19 protein-coding genes are annotated in these 18,355 nt (G+C 55.5%); all 19 read left to right on the top strand.

Features of this window, described 5'->3' with window-relative positions; translation table 11 throughout:
* Window positions 1–6: 6 nt before the first annotated feature.
* Window positions 7–420, top strand: coding sequence for a flagellar basal body rod protein FlgB (gene flgB / locus IAE50_RS19405; protein WP_042712496.1), 414 nt, complete (start codon window positions 7–9; stop codon window positions 418–420).
* 8 nt (window positions 421–428) lie between these two features.
* Window positions 429–833: a flagellar basal body rod protein FlgC gene (flgC, locus tag IAE50_RS19400; protein WP_042712495.1), complete on the top strand. Its 405-nt coding sequence runs from the start codon at window positions 429–431 to the stop codon at window positions 831–833.
* Window positions 834–843: 10 nt separating this feature from the next.
* Window positions 844–1,578 (top strand): flagellar hook assembly protein FlgD, encoded by a 735-nt coding sequence (locus IAE50_RS19395; protein ID WP_200580987.1) that lies wholly within the window; start codon window positions 844–846, stop codon window positions 1,576–1,578.
* Between the two features lie 45 nt (window positions 1,579–1,623).
* The gene (gene flgE / locus IAE50_RS19390; protein WP_042712493.1) at window positions 1,624–2,823 is read left to right on the top strand and encodes a flagellar hook protein FlgE; all 1,200 of its coding nucleotides are present in this window, start codon (window positions 1,624–1,626) and stop codon (window positions 2,821–2,823) included.
* 6 nt (window positions 2,824–2,829) lie between these two features.
* On the top strand, window positions 2,830–3,576 hold the full coding sequence (locus tag IAE50_RS19385) for a flagellar basal body rod protein FlgF (RefSeq protein ID WP_200580986.1): 747 nt from the start codon (window positions 2,830–2,832) through the stop codon (window positions 3,574–3,576).
* 23 nt (window positions 3,577–3,599) lie between these two features.
* Window positions 3,600–4,382 carry a flagellar basal-body rod protein FlgG gene (flgG, locus tag IAE50_RS19380; protein ID WP_042712490.1) on the top strand — a complete coding sequence of 261 codons (783 nt, stop codon included), beginning with the start codon at window positions 3,600–3,602 and terminating at the stop codon, window positions 4,380–4,382.
* Window positions 4,383–4,469: 87 nt separating this feature from the next.
* Window positions 4,470–5,144: a flagellar basal body L-ring protein FlgH gene (locus tag IAE50_RS19375; RefSeq protein WP_373456979.1), complete on the top strand. Its 675-nt coding sequence runs from the start codon at window positions 4,470–4,472 to the stop codon at window positions 5,142–5,144.
* A gap of 3 nt (window positions 5,145–5,147) precedes the next feature.
* Window positions 5,148–6,266 carry a flagellar basal body P-ring protein FlgI gene (locus tag IAE50_RS19370; protein WP_234467235.1) on the top strand — a complete coding sequence of 373 codons (1,119 nt, stop codon included), beginning with the start codon at window positions 5,148–5,150 and terminating at the stop codon, window positions 6,264–6,266.
* A complete protein-coding gene (gene flgJ / locus IAE50_RS19365) occupies window positions 6,266–7,225 on the top strand; it encodes a flagellar assembly peptidoglycan hydrolase FlgJ (RefSeq protein WP_200580985.1) in 960 nt (319 codons plus the stop codon). Before IAE50_RS19370 ends, flgJ begins: the two co-directional genes overlap by 1 nt.
* A 102-nt stretch (window positions 7,226–7,327) precedes the next feature.
* Window positions 7,328–8,968, top strand: a complete 1,641-nt coding sequence (gene flgK / locus IAE50_RS19360; RefSeq protein ID WP_200580984.1) for a flagellar hook-associated protein FlgK — start codon at window positions 7,328–7,330, stop codon at window positions 8,966–8,968.
* A gap of 47 nt (window positions 8,969–9,015) precedes the next feature.
* The gene (flgL, locus tag IAE50_RS19355; protein ID WP_200580983.1) at window positions 9,016–9,939 is read left to right on the top strand and encodes a flagellar hook-associated protein FlgL; all 924 of its coding nucleotides are present in this window, start codon (window positions 9,016–9,018) and stop codon (window positions 9,937–9,939) included.
* 119 nt (window positions 9,940–10,058) lie between these two features.
* On the top strand, window positions 10,059–11,720 hold the full coding sequence (locus IAE50_RS19350) for a methyl-accepting chemotaxis protein (protein WP_094421731.1): 1,662 nt from the start codon (window positions 10,059–10,061) through the stop codon (window positions 11,718–11,720).
* A gap of 128 nt (window positions 11,721–11,848) precedes the next feature.
* Complete coding sequence (locus IAE50_RS19345; RefSeq protein ID WP_042712475.1) at window positions 11,849–12,580, top strand: RNA polymerase sigma factor FliA; 732 nt, start codon at window positions 11,849–11,851, stop codon at window positions 12,578–12,580.
* Between the two features lie 157 nt (window positions 12,581–12,737).
* Window positions 12,738–13,085, top strand: a complete 348-nt coding sequence (gene flhD / locus IAE50_RS19340; protein ID WP_083699332.1) for a flagellar transcriptional regulator FlhD — start codon at window positions 12,738–12,740, stop codon at window positions 13,083–13,085.
* Window positions 13,086–13,099: 14 nt separating this feature from the next.
* Entirely contained in the window at window positions 13,100–13,648 is a 549-nt protein-coding gene (gene flhC, locus IAE50_RS19335) for a flagellar transcriptional regulator FlhC (protein ID WP_042712473.1), read from the top strand.
* Between the two features lie 71 nt (window positions 13,649–13,719).
* Window positions 13,720–14,622 carry a flagellar motor stator protein MotA gene (gene motA, locus IAE50_RS19330; RefSeq protein WP_200580982.1) on the top strand — a complete coding sequence of 301 codons (903 nt, stop codon included), beginning with the start codon at window positions 13,720–13,722 and terminating at the stop codon, window positions 14,620–14,622.
* The gene (gene motB / locus IAE50_RS19325; RefSeq protein WP_042712469.1) at window positions 14,619–15,548 is read left to right on the top strand and encodes a flagellar motor protein MotB; all 930 of its coding nucleotides are present in this window, start codon (window positions 14,619–14,621) and stop codon (window positions 15,546–15,548) included. The genes motA and motB overlap by 4 nt, the downstream gene beginning before the upstream one ends.
* Window positions 15,548–17,521 (top strand): chemotaxis protein CheA, encoded by a 1,974-nt coding sequence (gene cheA / locus IAE50_RS19320; RefSeq protein ID WP_200580981.1) that lies wholly within the window; start codon window positions 15,548–15,550, stop codon window positions 17,519–17,521. Before motB ends, cheA begins: the two co-directional genes overlap by 1 nt.
* A 37-nt stretch (window positions 17,522–17,558) precedes the next feature.
* The gene (cheW, locus tag IAE50_RS19315) at window positions 17,559–18,065 is read left to right on the top strand and encodes a chemotaxis protein CheW (RefSeq protein WP_042712466.1); all 507 of its coding nucleotides are present in this window, start codon (window positions 17,559–17,561) and stop codon (window positions 18,063–18,065) included.
* Window positions 18,066–18,355 lie beyond the last annotated feature (290 nt).

Below are 18,355 nucleotides of genomic sequence, written 5' to 3'. Positions count from 1 at the left end.
CATTTCATGTTTGATAAACTTGATAATGAATTGCGTTTCCAGCAGCAGGCATTAAGCCTGATGTCACGGCGGCAGGATATTTTAGCCTCCAATATCGCGAATGCCGACACGCCGGGCTACCAGGCGCGAGACATTGATTTTTCAAAAGAGTTGAAAAATGCGATGACGCAGGAGACGCGAAATAATCATCCATTAACATTAGCTATAACATCCGGGAAACATATTCCCGGCGTTGCGCCAAAAGCCAACGATCAACAGTTACTTTACCGAATTCCGGATCAGCCAAGCGCGGATGGTAATACTGTCGATATGGATCGTGAGCGCGTTAATTTTGCAGATAACAATGTTAAGTATCAGTCGAGCTTAACCATCCTCGGCGCTCAAATTAAAGGTTTAATGAGCGTCATTAACCAGGGTTAATAATTTTCATGTCGCTGTTTAGTATTTTCGATATTTCCGGGTCGGCGATGACCGCCCAGTCAAAACGACTTAACGTCAGCGCCAGTAATATGGCAAATGCCGACAGTGTTGCCGGGCCGGATGGCAAACCCTATCGCGCCCGTCAGGTTATTTTCAATGTCGATAACGCTGCCGGTCAGGAGATTGGCGGTGTGAAAGTCAGCGGCGTGACGGAGTCCGAAGCGCCCGATCGTCTGGTGTATGAACCGGCTAATCCGCTGGCGGATGAGCAGGGCTATGTGCATATGCCGAACGTCGATGTAGTGGGTGAGATGGTCAACACCATTTCGGCATCCCGCAGCTACCAGGCCAACGTCGAAGTGATGAACTCGGCGAAGAGTCTGATGCTGAAAACGCTGACGCTGGGTCAGTAAGGAGAAAACGATGGCAGTTTCACCGCTCATGACGCAAAGCGCCGTGACGACAAAAAGTACGTCAACCACGACGAACACCACTTCTTCCACGTCGTCGACGAGCTCCAGTTCCGGGAGTGTCGGCACCGGCTCCACCGCGGATGAGCTGCTGGATAGTTTTATGACGCTGCTGGTGGCGCAGATGCAGAACCAGGACCCGACCGATCCGATGGATAACAACGACCTGACCGCTCAGCTGGCGCAGTTCAACACGGCGGCGGGCGTGGAACAACTCAACACCACCATGAACAGCATGGGCACGCTGGTGGCCAGCATGCAGCAGATGAACTCCGCTGACTGGGTCGGCCGCGACATCATGATTCAGGGCGATCCGAAGGTCTCCACCGCGACCGATGGTAACCAGAAAGTGGGGCTTTCGCTCGACAGCGCCGCCGATGAAGTCACCGTCACGCTCACCGATGCGGCCGGTAACGCCTACAACGCGAAGCTGAAGAATGTGGAAGCGGGCGTGCATGAGTACACGCTGGATGATTTTGAAGATTTCCAGCCGAGCGACCCGCGTACCCAGGCGGACACCAGCTTTACGGTGTCGTTTACCGCCACCAATGCCGACGGCAGCGCGCCAGCGATTACCGCGCTGAAGCCGGCGAAAGTGCAGAGCGTCTCCTTCACCAGTTCAGGCGCTGTGCTGCAACTGGGCGTCGATGGCACCGCGTCGCTCAGCGAAGTTTACCTTATTGAATAATTTTTCATTCAGAGTTGCGCGCTACGCGCACAGGACGTTTAGCAAATGAGTTTCTCTCAAGGTCTTAGTGGATTAAACGCCTCATCGCAGGCGTTAGATGTGGTTGGTAACAACATCGCCAACTCGCAGACAGTCGGTTTTAAATCCGGCTCCGTGGCATTCGCCGATGTCTTCGCCGGCTCCCAGGTGGGGATGGGCGTACAGGTTGCCGGTGTAAACCAGAACTTCAGCGATGGCGTACTCGGCGCGGGCAGCAGCGCGCTGGATATGGGTATCCAGGGCAACGGTTTCTTCCGCATGGTGACTGAAGCGGGGCGCGTATTTTACAGCCGCAATGGTCAGTTCCAGACCGATGAAAGCGGTTATGTGGTCAACAACCAGGGCATGCGCCTGACCGGTTATATGGCCACCGGCACGCCGCCGGCGATCCAGCAGGGTGCACCGGTTGGCGCGATCCAGATCCCGACCGGGCAGATGCCGGCGCGCGCCTCTGATGCGGGTTCTATCTCCGGTAACCTCGACTCCGGTAACGACGTTGTCTCCGTGACCCCGTTCGATCCGACAGATGGCGACTCCTATACCTACTCCACGCAGGTGAACGCCTATGACAGCCTCGGTAACGAGCACGCGATTAACGTCTACTACGTGAAAACCGCGGATAACCAGTGGACGGCTTACTCGGTGGACTCTACGTCACCGGGCACCACCAGCTCCGTGAATCTGACGTTTGATACCTCCGGCAAGCTGACCACCAACCCGGCTGAGCTGACCGTCGACGGCGCGGCTTACCAGGGCGGCGCGGCGCTCAACTTCAATCTCGATCTCTCTGGCCTCAGCCAGCAGGCATCTGAAAATACCATGGACAGCCCGAGCACCACCGGTTACCCGCCGGGATTGATGAACGGCTACACCGTCGGTGATAACGGCCAGATTATCGCCTCCTACAGCAACGGCGAAAGCCAGTTGCTGGGCCAGGTGGTACTGAGCAACTTCACCAACCCGGGCGGTCTGGAGTCGGCAGGTAACAACTGCTGGACCGAGACGCCGGAATCCGGGCAGCCGGTAACCGGTATTGCCGACACCGGCAACCTCGGTTCGCTGCGCGGCAACATGCTGGAAGCCTCCAACGTGGATCTGAGTAAAGAGATGGTGAACATGATCGTTTACCAGCGTAACTACCAGTCCAACTCGCAAACCATCAAAACCCAGTCTGAGCTGTTACAGACGCTGGTTAACCTGGGTTAATGGCTGATGGATCGCGCGATATATACCGCAATGGGTGCCGCTAACGCGGCCCTTAACCGCCAGGCGGTGACCTCAAACAACCTGGCGAACGCATCGACCAACGGGTTCCGGGCGCAGATCGCCGCGTATCGCGCGATCCCGGTGCACGGCCCGTCGCTGGAGACCCGCACCATGGTGACCGAATCAACGCCGTGGAGCGACAGCACCATGGGCGCGATGCAGGCCACCGGGCGCAACCTCGACGTGGCGATGCCGCAGAACGGCTGGCTGGCGGTGCAACTGCCCGACGGCAGTGAAGGCTACACCAAAGATGGCAACATCGAAGTGGACGCCGATGGCCAGCTGCGGGTGCACGGCATGCCGCTGATTGGCGATGGCGGCCCGATTGCCGTCCCACCGCAGGCAGAACTGACGCTCGCCGCCGACGGCACCATTACCGCGCTGGGCGCGGGCGATGAGCCTTCCGCGCTGGCGCAGGTTGGCCGCCTGAAGATGGTCAATGCCACGCCTGGCGTGCTGAAACATGGCGACGACGGTCTGTTTCACGTCGCCGATCCGGCCGCTGCCGCCGTGCTGCCCGCCGATGCCGATCTGCGCCTGATGCCCGGCATGCTGGAGGGGAGCAACGTCAGCCCGGTGAAATCGATGGTGGAGATGATCGCCACCTCACGCGGCTTTGACATGAACATGAAAGTCATCACCACCGTCGATGACAACGAACAGAAAGCCAACCAGTTACTGAGCGCCAGTTAGGCCGCGGTAAGGAGAAATACAGCATGATCCGCTCTTTATGGATTGCGAAAACCGGCCTCGAAGCCCAGCAAACCAATATGGATGTGATTTCCAATAACCTGGCGAACGTCAGCACCAACGGCTTTAAACGCCAGCGGGCGGTGTTTGAGGATCTGATCTATCAGACCCTGCGCCAGCCGGGCGCGCAGTCGTCCGAGCAGACCACTATCCCGTCCGGTTTACAGCTGGGTACCGGTGTGCGTCCGGTGGCGACCGAGCGCATTCACAGCCAGGGCAGCCTGACGCAGACCAACAACAGCAAGGATGTCGCCATTGAAGGCGGCGGTTTCTTCCAGGTTCTGCTGCCGGACGGCACAACTGCCTATACCCGCGATGGCTCTTTCCAGTTTGACCAGAACGGCCAGCTGGTGACCTCCAGCGGTTATCAGGTTCAGCCGGCGATTACCATCCCGCAGGATGCGCAGAGCCTGACCATCGGCAACGACGGTACGGTAAGCGTCACGGTGCCTGGCCAGACCGCGCCGCAGCAGGTGGGACAGCTGACGCTGAGTTCGTTTATCAACGACTCCGGCCTTGAAAGTATTGGTGAAAACCTCTATCGCGAAACGCAATCGTCGGGTGCGCCGAATGAATCCACGCCGGGTCTCAACGGCGCAGGCACCCTGAAGCAGGGCTATGTCGAAACCTCCAACGTTAACGTGGCGGAAGAGCTGGTCAACATGATCCAGACCCAGCGCGCCTATGAAATTAACAGTAAGGCGGTCTCGGCCTCTGACCAGATGCTGCAACGATTGTCACAACTTTGAACCCTGGCCGCGGGCACGCTCGCGGCTGCATTATCTGTAGTGAATATGATGACTAATCTCCCTTGCTCTGAAACCACGCTGGGCCGTATGGCCTCAACGCTCCTGTTAATGAGTCTGTTAACCGGCTGCGCCTACATTCCACAAAAACCACTGGTAGGGGGGGAAACCTCTGCCGCGCCTACGCCGGTTGCTGCCGCATCGGTTAACGGCGCAATTTTTCAGTCAGGGCAGGCGATGAATTATGGTTATCAACCGATGTTTGAGGACCGCCGTCCGCGCAATGTCGGTGACACGCTGACCATTGCGCTACAGGAGAACGTCAGCGCCAGCAAAAGCTCCTCCGCCACCGCCTCGCGCGATGGCTCAACGGATGTGGGCATGAGCACCGTACCGGGCTTCCTCTCCGGGCTGGTGGGCGGCGGCAAAGCCGATGCCTCACTGAGCGGCACCAACGACTTCGCCGGTAAAGGCGGAGCGGCAGCGAAAAATACCTTTAGCGGCACCATCACCGTGACGGTGAAACAGGTGCTGGAAAACGGCAACCTGGCCGTGGTCGGGGAGAAACAGATCGCCATTAATCAGGGAACGGAGTTTATCCGCTTCTCCGGCATCGTGAACCCGCGCACCATCAGCGCCAGCAACACCGTTGTATCCACCCAGGTGGCAGATGCGCGCATTGAATATGTCGGCAACGGCTATATCAACGAAGCGCAGCAGATGGGCTGGTTGCAACGCCTGTTCCTTAACCTTTCTCCTTTTTGATTGATGATGAAAATGTTTTCCTTTACGCGTTACCTGGCGCTCTTCTGCTGTCTGTCGGCACTCATTGCCGGCCAGGCCAGCGCTGAGCGGATCCGGGATCTCACCTCGATTCAGGGCGTTCGCGGCAACTCCCTGATGGGCTACGGCCTGGTGGTAGGTCTGGATGGTACCGGCGATCAGACCATGCAGACGCCGTTTACCACCCAGAGCCTCAACAATATGCTCTCGCAGCTCGGTATTACCGTGCCTGCGGGGGTCAATATGCAGTTGAAAAACGTCGCCGCTGTAATGGTGACAGCGGAGCTGCCGCCCTTTGCCCGTGCAGGGGAGAAGATCGATGTAGTGGTCTCCTCGATGGGCAACGCCAAAAGTTTACGAGGCGGTACGCTGCTGATGACGCCGCTGAAAGGCGCGGACAGCCAGATCTACGCCCTGGCGCAGGGGAACCTGCTGGTTTCCGGCGCAGGCGCGCAGGCGGGCGGCAACCGCGTGCAGGTCAACCAGCTGAACGGCGCACGCATCAGCGGCGGCGCCACGGTTGAGCGCGAGGTGCCCTCTAACTTCGCCGGGCAGAGCACGCTGAAACTGGTGCTGAACCAGGATGACTTCACCGTTGCCCAGCAGATCAGCGACGCCATTAACCGTCGCTATGGCGGCGCAGCAGTGGCGGAAGATGCCCGTACCGTGAGCCTGCGTGCTCCGGCCGACAGCGCGGCGCGCGTGCGCTTTCTCTCGGCGGTGCAGGATCTGCCGCTGCGGGTCGACGCCGGTGATGCGCGCATCATTATTAACTCCCGTACCGGTTCGGTGGTGATGAATGGTCACGTCTCTCTCGACTCTTGCGCCGTTGCGCAGGGGGATTTGACTGTTGAAGTGGCGCAAAACCAGCAGGTTAACCAGCCCAATGCGCCGCTGGCAGGCGGGCAGACGGTAGTGACGCAAAATACGCAGCTCTCGGTACGTGAACAGAACGGCTCTCTGCAACGTGTGCAGACCAGCACCGATCTCAACAATGTCGTCCGCGCCCTTAATGGCCTTGGCGCAACGCCGAACGATTTGATGGCGATTCTGCAATCGATGAAAAGCGCAGGCTGTCTGCATGCCCGTCTGGAGATCAACTGATGATTGGCCCATCCGTGCCGCAAGATGCGGCGTTTGATGCCCACAGTCTCGATAAGTTAAAGCTGGCGGCGCGCAACGATTCGCCGCAGGCGCTCAAAGCCGTCGCGAAACAGATGGAGGGCCTGTTCGTGCAGATGATGCTGAAAAGCATGCGGCAGGCCAGCTTTAAGGATGGGCTGTTCAACACTCAGCAGTCAGAGATGTTCACCTCGCTGTATGACCAGCAGATTTCGCAGAATATCGCCGACAAAGGCAAGATGGGCTTCGCCGATCTGATGGTTAAACAGTTGAGCGGCAAAAGCGATGCGGTGGCGGAAACGACCACCGCGACGCGTGAAGTTCCCCTTAATATCAGCCCGGCACGCTTTATTGGCGTGCCGCTGCGTCTGCAAACCGAGGTTCCGCAACAGGCGCAGGCCAACAATGAACGGGCTGCGCTACCCGAGGTGCCCGCGATCCCCGGCGGCGGTTTTATTTCCCGCATGATGGCGCCAGCAATGGCGGTAGCGCGTTTAAGCGGTATTCCCCATCAATTAATTATTGCCCAGGCGGCGCTGGAGTCCGGCTGGGGTAAACGGGAAATACTCACCGAGGAGGGTAAACCGAGCCATAACTTATTTGGCGTAAAAGCTACCGCAGAGTGGCACGGTGAAACGACCGAAATAACCACCACCGAATATGAAAATGGCGTGGCGCAAAAAATAAAGGATAAATTTAAAGTCTATTCCTCTTATGCCGAAGCGCTGGAAGATTATACGTCGTTAATTAGTCGTAATCCTCGTTATAAAAATGTTGTGAAATCGGAAACGCCGGAAATAGCGGCAAAAGCGTTGCAGAGCGCAGGATATGCAACGGATCCGGCCTATGCGAAAAAATTGATCAATATCATTCAGCAGGTGCGGAATAAGGTGAGTGAAGCGGCAGAGGCATATTCCTCGGATTTTTCCTCATTATTTTAGGCTGCGGCCTTTAGCGAAATTTTGCAGGGCCGATAAATATAGAGAGCACTACTTTTATCGGGGGCTTCTTATCTCCTCCTCCTCTGGTAAGGATCGATACCAATGAATTTAATCAATCTGGCCCAGTCCGGGCTTAACGCCGCGCAGAACGCGTTAAATGTGGTGGGTAATAACTTGTCAAATGCCACAACAACAGGCTACAGCCGCCAGAATATTATTCTCGGCGAGGCGGGTGGGAAATCCACAAGCTATGGCTTCTTCGGCTATGGCGTAAAAGTGGGCGATGTACAGCGCGCCTACGACGGTTTTATGACCAATCAGGTGCGTGGCGCGACCACCGAATTTTATACCCTCAATAGCCGCTATCAGCAGGTCAGCCAAATCGATGACATGCTCGGCGACAACACCAACAATATCTCCGTCACCATGGATAGCTTATTTGAAGCCATGGAATCGGTCAGTAAAGACCCCGTCGATCCGGCCGCGCGTCAAAGTGTGCTTGCCGAGTTTAACGCGCTGGCGAACCAGTATCGCAGTAACAGCAAAACGTTAAACGGCCTTGAGCAGAGCACCAACACGCAGATTAGCCAGAGCGTTGACGACATCAACTCCTACACCAAACAGCTGGCGACCCTCAATAAACAGATTGAGAAGGTGCACGGCCAGACCGGCGGTATGCCTGCCGACCTGCTGGATCAACGCGACCAGTTACTCAGCCAGCTGAGCGAAAAGATCGGCATTAAGGTGACTGAAAACAGCGATACCGGCGCGGTTAACATCTCGATGCAAAACGGCATGGCGCTGGTGAGCGGCGGGAAATCCTACGAATTACAGGCCAGCGCCTCGGAAAGCGATCCGAACACCACCGTGGTGGCCTACGTTGACGCCTCCGGCAACGCCTTACCGCTGGATGAAGAGAAAATTACCGGCGAGTTGGGCGGGCTGTTCAAGTTCCGCAACGAAGATCTGGTCTCGGCGCGCGATCAGCTTAACCAGCTGGCGTTGCAGATGGCGAACAAATTCAACGAAGTGAATGCCCAGGGTTACGATCTCGACGGCAATCCCGGCGGCGATCTCTTCAACATTGCCGATCCGCTGGCAGTGGGCAATATCAACAACACCGGTACCGGTTCGCTGGATGTCAACTTCACCGACATTCCGTCGGTGAAATCTGAAGATTACGAACTGGTCTATAACGGCCCGGGCAGCACCGACTGGAGTATCACTACCAGCGATGGTCGCAGCATCACGCCGACGATTGGCACAAATGGCGAACTGGAGTTTGAAGGCATCTCCGTAATGCCAGGCGGCACTCCGCAGCCGGGCGACAGCTTCACCCTCAACCCGACCGACGGCGCAGCGGATAACCTGACCGTGGCGATCACCGACGGCGATCAGATCGCGGCGGCGAAATCCCCCGATCCGGACGATCAGAGCGATAACGAAAACATCCTCGATCTGATTGCGATTAAAGATGAAGAGGTGGTCGATGGTAAGACGCTCTCCGGCGCCTACGCCAGCCTGGTCAGCTCCGTTGGCTCCTCGGTCAGCGCGCTGAAGGCGGACATGTCGACTGCCGCGAACGTTTATGACGAGTGGGCGTTGCAGCAGCAGTCTGTTTCCGGGGTGGATATCACGGAAGAGTACGTCAACCTGCAGATGTTCTCTCAGTACTACCAGGCGAACGCGCAGGTGCTGCAAACCGCGAATACGCTGTTCGACACCATTTTAAATATCCGTTAATCGCGCCCGGGTAACCGGGTTGCTTAACCTTTGATCGGGAAATAACGATGCGTCTTAGCACAAGTTATATTTTTCAAAACCGCATAGACAGCCTGGGCGACGCGATGACGGGTTACAACGACCTGGCGACCCGCCTCTCTGCTGGCCAGACGCTGCTGAAGCCCTCTGACGATCCGACCGGCGCGTCGCAGTCTGTCACCTTACAAACGGCGCTGTCGCGCATGAGCCAGTTCGACACCGCGCGCACCTACGCGCAGGATGCATTAGGCCAGGAAGATAACACCCTGGACTCTATCGGCAACTTGCTGACAGAGAACCTGACGCAGAAAGTGATCGCCGGTGGTAACGGCGCCTACTCTGACGAAGATCGCGCTGCGCTGGCGGAAGAGTTACAGGGCATCCGCGATAACCTGCTGGATCTGGCGAACACCAAAAACAGCGACGGGCGTTATATTTTTGCCGGGTATAAAACCGGTAGCGCGCCGTTCCAGGCCGATGGCAGCTATGTCGGCGGCGATACCGCCATGACGCAGGTGGTCTCCGACAGCACCGAAATGCAGGTTGGCCATACCGGTTCAGAGGTGTTTCTCAGCGGCACGCCGGACGATCTGTTTCAAGCCCTCGACAGTGCGATTGCGCAACTGAAACAGCCGGTCACCAGCGATGCGGACAGGGATGCGCTGCAAGGAGTGCTGGATGATGCCAATGTCAGCATCAAGAAAAATATTGATAACCTCGGCAAGGTTCGCGCCACCGTCGGTACCAATATGCAGCAGATTGAGTCACTGGGATTCAGCGCTGAGGCTCAAAGCATCAATGTGCAGAGCCGTCTGCAGGAAACGTTAGGTTCGGACTGGGACTCGATGATTACCCTGTTATCCCAGTCAAAGATGTCTGAATTCGCGCTTAATTCCTCCATGACGGTATTTCAGTCGATGCAGCAGCTCTCTATTTTTAAAGTAATGGGTTGATGCCTGCCGCTGATTGTTAATGCCATAAGCTTTAATGGAATGGTTATTAGACGCTTATTCTTCAATGCATTCTCCCTGCGCGGAGGGTGCATTTTATTCCCTATTATTCAGGTTCAGCTATGTTTAAAGATTTAAAAATATCCACAGGAATAAACCTCCTGCTTGGTCTGTTAATTGTTTGTATTGTTGCGGTGTCAGGTTATGCCTTGACCAGTGCCAAATCATCATCAGATAACTTTGATGATGCGGTAATGACCAATACGAATATCGATACGTTAAATAGCGCCATCCTCGGGCTGACTAATGCCATGGCGCAGGTTAATGCCGGAATGTTGGCGACAATGATTAACCAGCCGGTTAATCAGGGCGATATCGATAATGCGAAAAAGATGTTTGCCCAGGCCGAAAAGGACATGAGCGAATTTATGTCCACGCCTTTCAAAACGGAAAAAGAGGAGCTTATTGCCAAGGATATTCATAAGCGTTTTGAAGGGGTTCTGGAGTTTTCGCTGAAAAAAATTAACTACATTAACAACCCAACCAGTTACACCAATGACGTTGTTGATGAAGCGAAACAGCGTATTGCCTTGAAAGAGCTGGCAGATGAGTATCTCGCCTTTGCCGAAGAGCTGGTGTCGGGGTTTGGCGAGACTGCCCATGAAGATACGCAACGTATGACGATGTTCGCCATGTTTGCGCTGGTTCTTGCTGTTATCTGCGCAGTGGTTTCCCGCATCTGGTTAAAACGGACTATTTTCACCCGTCTGGATCAGGCGATTGCCGCCTTCCAGTCCATCGCTTCCGGTAACCTGAGCACCCGCATTGAGGCTGGCGCGCAGAATGAGATCGGCAAAATGCTGACGGCAGTGGAAGGGATGCGCCAGTCGCTGACCGACACCGTCTACGGCATTCGTAACGGCGTGAAGCACATCTATAGCAACGCGCAGGAGATTGCGACCAGCAACAACGATCTCTCTTCTCGTACCGAGCAGCAGGCCTCTGCGCTGCAGGAAACCGCCGCCAGCATGGAAGAGCTGAAAATCACCGTTCGTCAGAATGCCGACAACGCCCATAGCGCACAGCAACTGGCGGAAAGTGCCAGCGTCAGTGCGCAAAAAGGCGGCGAAGTGATGAGCAATCTTGACAAGATCATGGTGGAAATCACCGCCAATTCCCGTCAAATTGCTGATATCAACAGCGTTATTGATAGCATTGCGAACCAGACCAACATCCTCGCGCTGAACGCCGCGGTTGAAGCGGCTCGTGCGGGCGAGCAGGGCCGTGGTTTTGCCGTGGTAGCGGGTGAAGTGCGTAACCTGGCGAAGCGCAGCGCCGACGCGGCGAAAGAGATCCGCCAGCTGATCAACACCTGTGTTGCCAATATGAATACCGGCTCGCAGGAAGTGGAACTGGCCGGTGCGTCAATGCAGGAGATTGTGAAATCCGTTGTGCAGGTGACCGACATTATGGCGGAGATCACTTCAGCGTCCGATGAGCAGAGCACCGGTATTAACCAGATTGCTCAGGCGGTGAATGAGATGGATCTGGTTACCCAACAGAATGCCCAGATGGTAGAGAACGCGGCGAAAACCGCCACCAGCGTTGAGCAGCATGCCAGCAGTCTCGATCAGATCGTGGCGCAGTTTGTGGTTAATGAACATCACGTTTCCGCCAGTGCGCGTGAACAGCATGGTATAGAAACAGTGCGTCCTGTTATTTCCACCACACGAAAAGATTTCGTTCCTGTTAAAAAATCCGAAGGTGATTGGGAAACGTTTTAATTTCGCGAAGTTCTTGCGGGAAATAAAGTCGCAATATGTTCAACTTTACGGTTTCTTATCAGGCTATTTGATTTGGCGATAATCAATAATAATTTAATTCTATTATTATCATCCCGGAAATTGTAATAGTGAATGGCTTATACAGTCCCGAAGGGACAATTCAAAAAGAGCAGTTGTGGGCTAAATATGGTTATTTAGTCCGCTATGAAGCACTGAAAATGCAATCAAGATTATCAGCCAGTGTGGAAATTGACGATCTTATTCAGGCTGGTGCTATTGCTCTTCTTGATGCAATCGATCAGTTTGACCCCAAAAAAGGGGTCAAACTTAGCGTCTATATTGCCCAGCGTCTGCGTTGGGCATTTATGGATGAACTGCGTGAACATGATTGGGTTCCGCGACGCGTGCGCCGTAAAACCCGCGAAGTCTCCTCCGCCATTATGCGCGTTGAACAACGTTCCGGCGGCGCGGCCTCGGAATCCGATGTGGCCGCTGAGCTTGGTATGACGCTGCAGGAGTATCAGCAGATCCTCGCCGACACCAATACCAGCATGCTCTGTTCGCTGGACGAGTTGCAGGAGCTGCTGGCCGATGGCGTCGAGCTGGCGGAGCTTGAGCAGGATCACCTTGATCCCCTCAATGACGCTGTGCTGGGCGATTTAACCCGGCAGGTCAGTAATGAGATCCGCGAGCTGCCGGAGCGCGAACAGATGTTGCTCAATCTCTATTATCAACAAGAGCTGAATATGAAGGAGGTGGGATCGCTACTGGGCATTACCGAAACTCGCGTCAGCCAATTACATAGCCAGACGATTAAACGTTTGCGTGCGCGGCTGGAAGGTCGGGGCTGGGAATCATAAGGTGATAAGTAATATCTCATACCGATAATAAATTAATCCTCGATGAATGACGCTGCCTGATTATTTTTAATTTTATTTATTTTTATTGTTACTCATTGGTTACGAATTGCAGGACGGTAACTGCGTTATTGGTTACAAAATACAAGGGGCAGTTGAAGTGAACGTAACGAATTTTGATGAGCCGATGCAGTGTATTCGGGATATGAATCTTTCCTACCTGCTTTTGGCGCAGCGTTTGATTCTGGAAGACCGCCTTGCCGCTAAGTTTCGGCTTGGATTGAGTGAAGCCACAATCGATATTATTAAAGGGTTAACCTTTCCCCAGTTAATCAAGCTTGCATCTACCGGGCAACTTATTTGCCAGCTGCGAATTGATAATGAAACGGTTATTGAGTGTTTAACCAGGGATTCCCGTATTGATGCTTTGCAGAGTATCCATACCGGAATCATCCTATCCACTGATTTGCTTAATTCTCTTTCCGGGGAAGAGCCGTCGACAACCTGAAAGCGGAGTTTATGATGTGTGAAAAAAGCATAATGTCGGAAATCAGGGATGCGCAGATTGCCATGGAATTGATCTCCTTTGGCGCAAGGATGCAGGTTCTGGAAAGCGAAACGAGCTTAAGCCGCAGGCGTTTATTAAAGCTTTATAAAGAGCTTAAAGGCTGTTCGCCGCCGAAAGGCATGTTGCCGTTTTCCACAGACTGGTATATGGCGTGGGAGCAGAATATCCATTCGTCAATGTTTTATAACATCTACTGTTATTTGCAAAAGACCGAATCGGGCCGCCCTGTTGAAATTATGCTTAAAGGCTACCGCCTCTATTTAGAAAATAGCCTGAACGGTGCCGCGCAAAAGCCGGTATTAGGTTTAACCCGCGCCTGGACGCTGCTGCGTTTTATTGACTGCGGCATGATCAAACATATCGAGTGTTGCACCTGCGGCGGGCGTTTCATTACCGCACCAGAAAGTACCCAGGGCGTCTTTACCTGCAGTTTATGTTTTCCGCCCTCCCGGGCAATTAAACGCGCAGGCCCCGAGCGAACGCTCATTACCCCCCGGCTATAACCGGATTGGGCATGCGCTGCGCGCACTATTCAGCGTGGCAGGTTGTTTTATTCAATGATTAAGGAGTTGCAGTGTTAGTCATTATTGGCTATGTCGTCGTCCTCGCTACCGTATTTGGCGGGTTTGTGCTGAGCGGCGGTAACCTCGCGTCACTATTTCAGCCGACCGAGCTATTAATTATCGGCGGTGCCGGAGTAGGGGCTTTTATTGTCGGTAATAATGGCAAAGCGATCCGCGCTACCCTTAAAGCCTTCCCCTCGCTGTTTAAAGGTTCGCATTTCAGCAAATCACTCTATCTGGATCTGCTGGGCATGCTCTATCTGCTGCTGGCAAAAAGCCGCCAGAGCGGGCTGGTTGCGCTGGAAAACGATATTGAAGATCCGCAAAACAGCCCGATCTTCTCTGCCTATCCGCGCCTGCTGGCCGATGCCGACATCATGAACTTTATCGTCGATTATCTGCGCCTGATGGTCAGCGGCAACATGAACGCCTTTGAAATTGAGTCGTTGATGGATGAAGAGATCGAGACCTGCGAGCACGAGCATGAAGTGCCGGCGCACAGCCTGAACGCCGTCGGCGATGGCCTGCCGGCGTTTGGTATCGTCGCGGCGGTGATGGGTGTGGTGAATGCGCTGGCGGCGGCGGATCGCCCGGCGGCAGAGCTTGGCGCGCTGATCGCGCACGCCATGGTCGGCACCTTCCTCGGTATTCTGCTCGCCTACGGCATGGTTCTGCCGCTGGCGACCCTGCTGCGCCAGCGCAGCGCTGAACATCTGAAGATGATGGAGTGCATCAAAACCACGCTGCTCTCCAGCATTAACGGTTATGCGCCGCAAATCGCCGTCGAGTTTGGGCGTAAAACGCTCTTCTCGACCGAGCGCCCAAGCTTTGCCGAGCTGGAAGATCACGTGCGGGAAGTCCGCTCCTCTTCCTCCTCCTCAGGCGCCTCCTCGTCTGCGAGTGACGCAGCATGAGAAGGAAGCCCGTAGAGACCATCGTCGTTCGCAAAACCATCAAAAAAGGGCATGGTTCGCACGGCGGCTCGTGGAAGATCGCCTATGCGGACTTTATGACCGCAATGATGGCCTTCTTCCTCGTGATGTGGCTGCTCTCCTCCTCAAGCCCCGAACAGCGCCAGCAGATTGCTGACTACTTTAAGGTGCCGCTGAAGAACACGCTGGCGCACGGCACCAAGGCAAGCCTGAGCGATAGTATTGTCCCCGGCGGCGGCGATGATGCGATGAAGCAGGATGGTGAGGTATTTAAGCGAACGCTGCAAAAACTCGATCAGAAGAAGAGCGAAGCCAACCTCAAGCGGGCGCGCGAGAAGCTGGAGAACCTGATTGAGGTCGATCCGCGGCTTAATAACTTCACCTCGAACCTGCGGCTCTCCCTGACCGATGACGGACTGCTGTTGCAGATCACCGACAGCGCCGACCGGCCGATGTTTAAGGTCGGACGCCCGACGCCGGAAAACTACATGGTCAATATTCTGCAGGCGCTGGTGCCGGTGCTTAACGATATGCCCAACCGCATCATTTTGACCGGTCATACGGATTCACTCCCTTACGCCAACGGCGAACAGGGCTACAGCAACTGGGAGCTCTCTTCCGATCGCGCTAACGCCTCGCGTCGTATTCTCTCTGGCGCGGGCCTTGCCAGTAAAAAATTCATCCGGGTGGTCGGTACGGCGGACACCATGATGCAGGCTGGCTCCGATGCCGCCGATCCCATCAACCGCCGCATCAGCATCCTGGTATTAAGCCAGCAGAAAGAGAAACAGATCATGCAAGAAGATGTGCTTTTACGCGACACGCTGGTCAGCCCCGCGCCGCAGGCAGCCAGCGGCAAAGGCACGCCAGAGCCCGCCGCTAAGCGCGCTCCTGAGGAGATCAAATAATGGATATAAGCGATTTTTATCAGGCCTTTTTCGACGAGGCGGATGAGCTGATGGCGGATATGGAGAAGTATCTGCTTGAGTTGGATCTCGAGGCTCCGGACAGGGAAGTACTTAACGCCATTTTCCGTGCCGCCCACTCCATCAAGGGTGGGGCGGGTACTTTTGGTTTTACCGTCTTACAACAGACCATGCATATTCTTGAAAACCTGCTGGACGATGTACGGAGCGGTAAATTGCAGATCAACGACCCGATCCGCGATCTGTTTCTGGAGAGCAAAGATATTATGCAGGACCAACTGGACGCCTATAAAGCTTCCGCTGAGCCCGATCAGGAGGCGTTCCGCTACATTTGTGAAGCGCTGCGCCAGATTGCCCTCGACAGTGCCGAACCGACTACGCTGCCTGCTGAAGTCGCCGCGCCTGTGGCCGTCGAACCCGTTGCGCCGCCCGTCGCTGCGACGAAGCCGGAGGGCGAGCGTTTACGTATTATCCTCAGCACTATTAAAGAGGAGGATCAGCAGCCGCTGATTGACGAACTGGGCAACCTGGGCAAGGTCAGCGCCTTGCAGACGGACCAGACGGGTTTGCAACTGACGCTGGCGACTACCGCCACGCCGGACGATATCCTGGCGGTGCTCTGCTTTATCCTCGAGCCCGAGCAGATTGCGATCTCTCCCGCACCCGTGGAAGAGCCCTCCGTTCCCGCTATTGAGACCACCGCGCCTGCACAAAGTAGCGCAGCCCCGGCGGTGCGCGCCGCGCGCCCGGAAACCGCGCGCACGAAACCGCATCAGGCGGAGGCGAGCAGCATTCGCGTGGCGGTAGAGAAGGTGGATCAGATAATCAACCAGGTCGGCGAGTTGATCATCACCCAGGCGATGCTCTCGCAGCTCTCTGGCATGCTCGACTCCTCCACTCACGACATCCTGATTACCACCATCGCTCAGCTGGAGCGTAACGCCCGCGATCTGCAGGAGTCGGTGATGTCGATTCGCATGATGCCGATGGATTATGTCTTCAGCCGCTTCCCACGGCTGGTGCACGATCTCGCCGGCAAGCTGAATAAAGAGGTAGAGCTGACGCTAGTTGGCGGATCCGCCGAACTGGATAAGCGGCTGATCGAACAGATTGTCGATCCCTTAACGCACCTGGTGCGCAACAGCCTCGATCACGGTATTGAGCCGGTTGAGGTGCGTCGCGCCAACGGTAAAGCGGAGAAGGGTAACCTGGTGCTGTCGGCTGAACATCACGGCGGCAATATTATCATTGAAGTGACCGACGACGGCGCCGGGCTGAATCGCGAGAAGATCCTCGCCCGTGCGCAGCAGCAGGGGATGGCGATCAGCGACAACATGAGTGATGAAGATGTCTGGATGCTGATTTTTGCGCCGGGCTTCTCCACCGCCGAAAAGGTGACCGATGTCTCCGGGCGCGGCGTCGGCATGGATGTGGTGCGGCGTAACATTCAGGAGATGGGCGGCCATGTGACGATCCACTCCGAGCAGGGGCGCGGCTCCAAGATCCGCATTATTTTGCCGCTGACGCTGGCGATCCTCGACGGCATGTCGGTGCGCGTTGGCTCTGAGATCTACGTCCTGCCGCTCGGCAGCATGATGGAATCCCTGATGCTCTCCGAAAACACCCTGCACCGGATGACCGGCGGCGAGCGCATGTTGCAGGTGCGCGAAGAGTATCTGCCGCTGGTTGAGCTGGGCAAACTGTTCGGCATTCACGAGGACGATTATGACTTCAGCGAAGGGATAGCCGTGATTGTGCAGAGCGCCGGCAGCCGCTACGCGTTGCTGGTCGATCAGCTGATTGGGCAACACCAGGTGGTGGTGAAAAACCTCGAACAGAACTATCGCAAAATCCCCGGTATTTCGGCGGCGACAATCCTTGGCGACGGCAGCGTAGCGCTGATCCTGGATGTGGCCGTGTTAACAACATTGGCGAAAAACGCGAAACCTCACTGACAGCAAGCCTGAAGGGCGTTTTTGAAAAGGTTATAAGATGAACGTATCTGACTCAGACAAACAGTTATCGGGCGACAACGCCGGGAATGAGTTCCTGGTGTTTACCCTGGGCAATGAAGAGTACGGGATTGAGATCCTGAAGGTGCAGGAGATCCGCGGCTACGATCGCGTGACGCGGATCGCCAATACGCCTGATTTTATTGCCGGTGTTACCAACCTGCGCGGCGTGATCGTGCCGATCGTCGATCTGCGCGTGAAGTTTACCCTCGGCTCGGCAGAGTTTGATCAAAATACCGTGGTGATTGTGCTAAGCCTCGACAGCGGCCGTGTGGTGGGGATTGTGGTGGATGGCGTCTCTGACGTGCTGGCGCTGAACGCGGCGCAGATTAAGCCCGCGCCGGAGTATACCGTTACGCTTTCCACGCAGTATCTGCTTGGTCTCGGCTCGCTGGATGAGCGGATGCTGATTCTGGTGGATATTGAGAAGCTGCTGAACAGCGAAGAGATGGAGCTGATCGAGCGCGTGACCGAGAACGCGTTTTAACGCTCCTCGCTCAGGCAGTGTGCAAAGCCCCTCCCGGCAACGGGAGGGGCTTTTTTGTTGCTGTTCCCGTAGGCCGGATAAGGCGGAGCCGCCATCCGGCATTATCACCGCAGCACGGATTGCCGGATGGCGCTTGCGCTTATCCGGCCTACAAAAGCGAGCCCACAGCAACGCTTTCATCGCTTTTATCTCCGGTCTTACAGCGAGGGGTTGTGTCCCCGCTGAAATCGGCGAACCGGAGCGTGAATGACAAGGTCTGGACGCCATGGATGGCGGACAGAGGCGAACCG

It is taken from the genome of Kosakonia sp. S42, assembly GCF_016624785.1.
GTDB classification, from domain to species: domain Bacteria; phylum Pseudomonadota; class Gammaproteobacteria; order Enterobacterales; family Enterobacteriaceae; genus Kosakonia; species Kosakonia cowanii.
The sequence above is the reverse complement of the archived record's forward strand: the minus strand, read 5'-3'. Positions and strand labels throughout refer to the sequence as shown.